General features: G+C 32.8%; 5 protein-coding genes. 2 read left to right on the top strand and 3 right to left on the bottom strand.

Annotation, left to right across the window (positions count from 1 at the left end; translation table 11 throughout):
- The coding region (locus tag ACKI3Q_RS08575) for a DUF11 domain-containing protein (protein ID WP_407416179.1) at positions 1 to 1,275 on the top strand (1,275 nt) is incomplete at its 5' end.
- A 205-nt stretch (positions 1,276 to 1,480) separates the two neighbouring features.
- Here ACKI3Q_RS08575 and ACKI3Q_RS08570 read toward each other — a convergent pair.
- Together ACKI3Q_RS08570 and aspS are read right to left on the bottom strand one after the other, a co-directional pair.
- On the bottom strand, positions 1,481 to 2,671 hold the full coding sequence (locus tag ACKI3Q_RS08570; RefSeq protein ID WP_407416178.1) for an NAD(P)/FAD-dependent oxidoreductase: 1,191 nt from the start codon (positions 2,669 to 2,671) through the stop codon (positions 1,481 to 1,483).
- Between the two features lie 5 nt (positions 2,672 to 2,676).
- Positions 2,677 to 3,996, bottom strand: coding sequence for an aspartate--tRNA(Asn) ligase (gene aspS, locus ACKI3Q_RS08565; RefSeq protein ID WP_407416177.1), 1,320 nt, complete (start codon positions 3,994 to 3,996; stop codon positions 2,677 to 2,679).
- Positions 3,997 to 4,394: 398 nt separating this feature from the next.
- Here aspS and ACKI3Q_RS08560 point away from each other — a divergent pair, with 398 nt between their 5' ends.
- A complete protein-coding gene (locus ACKI3Q_RS08560; protein WP_407416176.1) occupies positions 4,395 to 5,129 on the top strand; it encodes a zinc-ribbon domain-containing protein in 735 nt (244 codons plus the stop codon).
- Positions 5,130 to 5,235: 106 nt separating this feature from the next.
- On the opposite strand, the gene hisD is transcribed toward ACKI3Q_RS08560, so the two are convergent.
- Entirely contained in the window at positions 5,236 to 6,510 is a 1,275-nt protein-coding gene (gene hisD, locus ACKI3Q_RS08555; protein WP_407416175.1) for a histidinol dehydrogenase, read from the bottom strand.
- Position 6,511 lies beyond the last annotated feature (1 nt).

Below are 6,511 nucleotides of genomic sequence, written 5' to 3'. Positions count from 1 at the left end.
AATAATGTTGGCAATAGCTCTATTGTTATTCCACCGGAAGCTGATCTCGAAGTCACAATAACCAATGATCATGAAAACGTTACTACCCATATTGGTGATACCGTAGTCTGGACAATCAATGTAACCAACAACGGACCTGACGATGCAATAAATACAATCTTAGATGACTTAATACCAGAAGGATTAATTTACGTCACTGATGATTCACAAGGTGCTTATAATAATGAAACCGGTAGATGGACTATAGGATACTTACCTGTTAATGGAACTGTAACCTTAACAATCGTAACTGTTGTTAATAAATCTAATACAACTATTACTAGGTATGAAAATGTTTCATCTGACATTTATGATCCTAATATGGATAACAACAAAGACGACAGTTCAGTTGTTATTCCTCCTGAAGCTGATTTGGAGATTGTTAAAGTTGCTTTAAATGAGACTGCTCATCATAGTGATTATGTATGCTGGACTATTGTTGTTACTAATAATGGTCCTGATGTTGCTGTTAATGTAGTTGTCAATGATAAACTACCTGCTGGTTTAGTTTATATTTCAGATGATTCAAAAGGAGCTTATAATCCTACCACTGGAGTTTGGACTATAGGTGACCTTAATAAAGGAAAATCTGCAATTTTAACTATTGTGACTATAGCAGATACTACCAATAAAACTATTGTTAATATAGCAGATGTTAGTTCAGAAACTTATGATCCTAATAAAACAAATAACAACTGTAATAATTCAACTACAGTTTCTCCTGAGGTTGATTTAGCACTTACTATTGAACCTGATGTTACTAATGTAACTGTTGGAGATAATATTGTATTTACTGTTACTGTTGTAAATAACGGACCTGATACTGCAATCAATACCTGCACATATATTAATTTGCCTTACGGATTAGACCTTTTAGGATTTGAACCATCTGTAGGTAACTTCGATCCTGTAAACGGAATTTGGTATATTGGTGATTTGGCTCCTGGAGAAAAAGCTACTATGTTAATTAACACTAAAGCTTCAATGGCTGGTATTTTAGTTGTTGATGGATTCGCTTTATCCGATAGTTATGAAAGTGATTATTCAAATAACAATGATACTGCTGTAGTTGAAGTGATTGAGCCGGTTAATCCTGAGCCTGGAAATAATACCAATCCTGACAGTCCTGAAGATATTCCAAAATCTTCAACTATGCCTGCTGCAGGTAATCCGCTTGTAATGGTGCTCTTGTCATTACTCACAATTGTTGGTATATCATTAAGAAGGAAAAACTAAATTGTTATGGGAATTTTAATTTTCCCATATTTTTTATTTTTTGCTAATAATTTAACTTGTTTTTAAAACGGTTTTCCTATAAAAATTTAATAGTTTTTTGATTAAACTATCATTTTAATAAGGTTTAAATTTAATTATTTTAACTTCATATTCAATTTTTCATAAAAGTAATATGGTTATACATATCATAGAATAATTTTATCAATTATTCATTTTTTCCTGCAGATAAGCCTGCCAAGTATCCTGTTGAAAAGGATATCTTTAAATTATATCCGCCAGTAGGTCCATCCAAATCCAGAATTTCGCCTGCAAAATACAGATTTGGCGTTAATTTAGATTCCATTGTTTTAGGATTAATGTTTTTCAGGTCAATTCCGCCAATTGTTATTTTTGCCAAATCTTTATTAAAGTCATTAATTTCAAATGTAAATCTTTTTAATTTTTCAATTAGTCTATTTTTTTCTTTTTTATTAATCCTGTTTAACTGGGTATCTGGAACTATGTTGACTTTATTTAAGAAATATTCTATGAAATTATTCGTTAAAAATTGTTTCAGGTAATTTTTAATCTGTGTTTTTCCCTTTTCCTGGAATTCTTTATCAAATTTTGCTTTTAAGTCTTCATGAGATAAATCTGGAAGCAAATCAATAGATATTTCACAACTGATATTATAATCATCAGTTAAAACATCATAATCCAAATCTTTTGATATTTTATTGCTTAAATCAATGATTCCCGGTCCGGTGAGTCCAACATGGCTGATTAAAACGTCGCCTTTAACTTTGGATTTTTTATAGATGCATTCAACATTGTTCAATGTTATTCCCGCAATTTGGCTTAAATCCTCTTTTGTTATTAGTGGAGCAAGTCCGTACTTAATTTTTGTTTTTGCTTCATCAACCAAAAAGTAATTATCGATGCTGCATCCTGTTTGCGGGTATGTAATTCCACCTGTAGCGATTATTATTTTTTTAGCTTTTATTTCATCGTTTATAATGAAATTATCAGTAATTTTTTTAACTTCATAATTGCATCGAATTTCAACATCCTTCAAATGTTTAATTAGTCCGTTTAAAACATCCGTCGACTTTTCGCTTTCAGGAAAAATTCTGTTGTTGTCTTCTTCTATAAAGTCAAAATCAAAAAGTGAAAATAAATCTTCATTTGTAAAAGTAAAAAAGGAGTGTTTTAAGAAATTTTTCTCATCAAAAAAAGTTAATAGCTTTTTAGGAGGTTTATTGTTTGTAATATTACATCTTCCCCCACCGGTTAAAAGTAATTTTTTGCCTAATGAGGGATTTTTTTCAAGTAATATTACATTTGAGGTCTTGCTGGATGCAATAGCTGCCATTATTCCAGCAGGACCACCACCTATAATAGCTATATCATATTCCATTTTATCTATGGAGTTAATCTGTGTCTGTCTCTTGGGAACAGTACACATTCACGGATGTTTTCAGATCCTGTAAGTACCATAGTTAACCTGTCAGCACCTACTCCCCAACCGGCATGTGGAGGCATTCCATATTCGAATGCTTTTAAGTAACTTCCAAATCCGTCTGGGTTTAAATCTCTTTCTTCAATTTGTTTTACGAGTAAATCGTATTGGTGAACACGAGTAGCACCGGAAGACAATTCTAAGTTATTATACATTAAGTCGAATGCATGTGCATATTTTTCATCATCTTCAAATGGCATTACATAGAACGGCTTGATTGCAGAAGGCCATTTGGTTAAGAAGTAGAATCCTCCCATGGTGTCGCCTAATGCTTTTTCAGCTGCACGTGATAAATCTTCTCCCCAGTCCATTTCGACACCTTTTGAATTGATGATGTCTACTGCTTCATCATAGGTAACATGCGGGAAATCACCTTCAGCTTCAGGCAATTCATGGCCTAAGATTTCTAATTCGTTTGCACAGTTTTCATTTATGTCTGCAATAACATTGACAAGCATATCATTTAAGACTTTCATCATGTCTTCATCATCCATAAATGAAGCTTCTGCATCTATGGAAACAGCTTCGTTCAAGTGTCTTAAAGTGTCATGCTCTTCTGCTCTGAAAATCTGACCTATTTCAAATACTTTATCCATTCCACTACCCATCATCATTTGTTTGTACAATTGAGGGGATTGACCGAGGAATGCTTCTTTTTCAAAGTAAGTAATAGGGAATAATTCGGTTCCACCTTCGGTAGCTGAAGCTACAAGTTTAGGAGTATTAATTTCATAAAATCCATTTTCATAAAAGAAATCCCTTATTGTGTGGAACATTTGTCCTTTGATTTTAAAGATTGCTGATACATTTTCTTTTCTTAAGTCTAAAAATCTTGAATCAAGTCTTGTATCAATTTCAGCTTTTACTTTTTCTGTTGGATCCATTGGTAAAGGTTGGTTGGATAAGTTTAACATTTTTATTTCTTTAGGAATAATTTCAACACCGTTCGGTGCTTTTCCAGCTTCCTGAACAGTACCTTTAACTGCTACAACAGATTCTTTTCTAAAAGCTCTTAACTCTTCTAATATTTCAGCATCTACTTTTTTGGAAGGTGCTGTAATTTGAATTCTACCGGTTACATCACGAATGATTACAAATATGATTCCGCCTAAATCACGGATTTCATGAACCCATCCCATGATTGTAACATCTTCTCCAGCGATTTCTGGAGTTGTATCTTTAGCGTAATTAGTTCTTCTCCAATCATTTAATAAACCTTGCAATTAATTCACCTCAGGTATAAAAATAAATTTTCATTATGTATTTAAATTTATAATTTATCTTTAATAAAACTATGTTAATTTTGGCTATGTTGTAATCATTTGTAAAATTTTTCATTGATTTGTAATTTTGTTAAAAGAAATTTTTTGGCAATGTAATCTGATATTGAAAATGTTTGTATGGTACAATTAAAGAAAATATTTATTTAATCTTCTTGATTTAAATAGTAAGTAATAGATTTAATAAAATTTTATATATAATTAAACATAGAAATTATATTGTGTTTAAATTATATATATTTTCTGAGATTTTTTTATGAAGTTTAATTCTCATATATTAATTCTCATAGCCATTATTGGCATTATATTTTAAGTAGATATTACAAAAGAGGTATAATTTTATGTTTTGTCCTAAATGTGGGGAAGAAATAAAAGATGGTTCAAAATTTTGTAAACATTGTGGAACTCAAATAAAGTCTAAAACAGCTGGGGACAAACCACCAAAACCAGTTCAGTCTTCAAGTGGGGATGATAGAAATAAAAAAATTATTATTGGAGTTTTAATTGCAGCTATTGTTATTTTAGCTATTGTCTTTGTAGGTTTTGGAACAGGTTTATTTAACAATGCTTCACCTAATGCTAAAGGTGCCGGCCAAGTACAGTCTGCTCCTGCTCAAAATTCTAATGCTCCAAGTTCTGCTTCTGTTTCATTAAATAGTTTTCCAGTAAGTGAAGCTCCGGCTTTGGCTCAAGCTATTAAGGATGCAAATGGTAATTTCCCAATTAATTTCAAATCAGTTTCCTTGTCAAAGGCTCAATGTTTGTATATTTTAACTAAATCCATTTCTGAAATTAGCGACGGTCATCCTGATGCAAAAATTTCTGTTGGAGACCCTTCATATGCACCACACCCTAGTGGACGTGATGCTTCACAAACTATTCAGCGTGCAAATTATGTAGATATGTCTAAAAGATTCTCATCATGGATTGAAAGCAATAATGCTATTCCAAATTATGTTGGAATTTACACTGGAGGAGTATCAGATATTTCTCCGGCAAGAATGTTAGATATTTGTGTTAGTATTTTAATTGAATACGGTAACACTCATAATCTGCCGGCATCTATAAATGTTTAAGTGATTTATATATCACTTTTTTCTATTTTTTTCACGATTGACTAAAAAGAAATCAGGCTTAATTAATTCCAAATTAATAATTTTGTAAAAAAAGAGAAGATAGAAATTATCTTTCTAATCTTCTTTTAAATGAGTCTGAATGAGCAAAAAATCCTTCATATTCAGCTATTGGGACTGAAGTTTTTGCAAGTTCACCCAAACCTTCTTTTGTAATTCTTTGAACAGTAGGCTTTTTGATAAATGCCTCTGTTGAAAGGCCAGAATACATTTTGGCCCCGCCGCCAGTAGGCAATACATGATTTGTTCCGGATCCGTAATCTCCTGCTGCTACCGGAGAATATTGACCTAAAAATATTGATCCTGCATTATTGATTTGTGATAGTGTTTTATCATCATCTTTTGTGGATATGATTAAATGTTCTGGAGCATATTCGTTTGTAACGTAAATTGCTTCTTCAAATGTGTCAGTGATAATAATTTTTCCACTTTTGGACAATGACTCTTCTATAATTTCACGTCTAGGGGCGATCTCAGTTAGTTTTAAAACAAATGCATTGGTTTTTTCAGCCAAATCTTTTGAATCAGTCACTAAAAAACATGATGCATTAGGGTCATGTTCTGCTTGTGCCAGAATGTCAGTTGCTAAAAATTCCGGTTCTGCACTATCATCAGCAAGAATCAATACTTCTGATGGGCCTGCCGGAAATTCGATGTCTACCTGACCGTAGACTAATTTTTTGGCCGCAGTTACAAAGATGTTTCCAGGTCCAACTATTTTTTCAACTTTAGGAACGGATTCAGTTCCATAAGCTAGAGCTCCGATTGCCTGTGCTCCACCTACCTTATAGATTTCATCTGCTCCCGCAATGTCTGCAGCTACAAGAATAGCATCAAGGATTTTACCGTCTTTTTGAGGAGGAGTAACACAGACTACCTTTTCAACTCCCGCAATTTTGGCGGGAATAACGGTCATTAATATTGAGGATGGGTAAGCTGCTCTTCCACCAGGAATATAACATCCTGCAGAGTTTATTGGCCTTACGATTTGACCTGCGATAATTCCTGGGTTAACTTCCATTTCCCATTCTTCAGGTATTTGCTTTTTGTGGAATTTTTCAATGTTTGCCGCAGCTTTCTTTAAAGCAGCTAATAATGAGTCATCTAAGGTGTCATAAGCCTCTTTTATTTCACTTTCAGTTACCTTCAAATCATCAACTAAAACACCGTCAAATTTCTCCGTATAGGATTTTACTGCCTCATCACCATTATCTTTAACATTGTTTAAAATCTCAGATACCGTATCCAGGACATTATTAACATCCTGTTCTGATCTTTTAACTGTTTCAGCCAAGTCAATTTCTGAGTATTTTAATATTTCCATT

This window comes from Methanobrevibacter sp., from assembly GCF_045636185.1.
In the GTDB taxonomy this organism is placed as follows: Archaea; Methanobacteriota; Methanobacteria; order Methanobacteriales; family Methanobacteriaceae; genus Methanocatella.
This window is presented reverse-complemented; position numbering and strand designations above follow the sequence as displayed.

What these genes read in the sequence shown, in the direction of transcription:
- ACKI3Q_RS08570 (WP_407416178.1), bottom strand. Translation starts at nt 2,671, where the DNA reads ATGGAATATGATATAGCTATTATAGGTGGTGGTCCTGCTGGAATAATG.
- ACKI3Q_RS08560 (WP_407416176.1), top strand. Translation starts at nt 4,395, where the DNA reads ATGTTTTGTCCTAAATGTGGGGAAGAAATAAAAGATGGTTCAAAATTT.
- hisD (WP_407416175.1), bottom strand. Translation starts at nt 6,510, where the DNA reads ATGGAAATATTAAAATACTCAGAAATTGACTTGGCTGAAACAGTTAAA.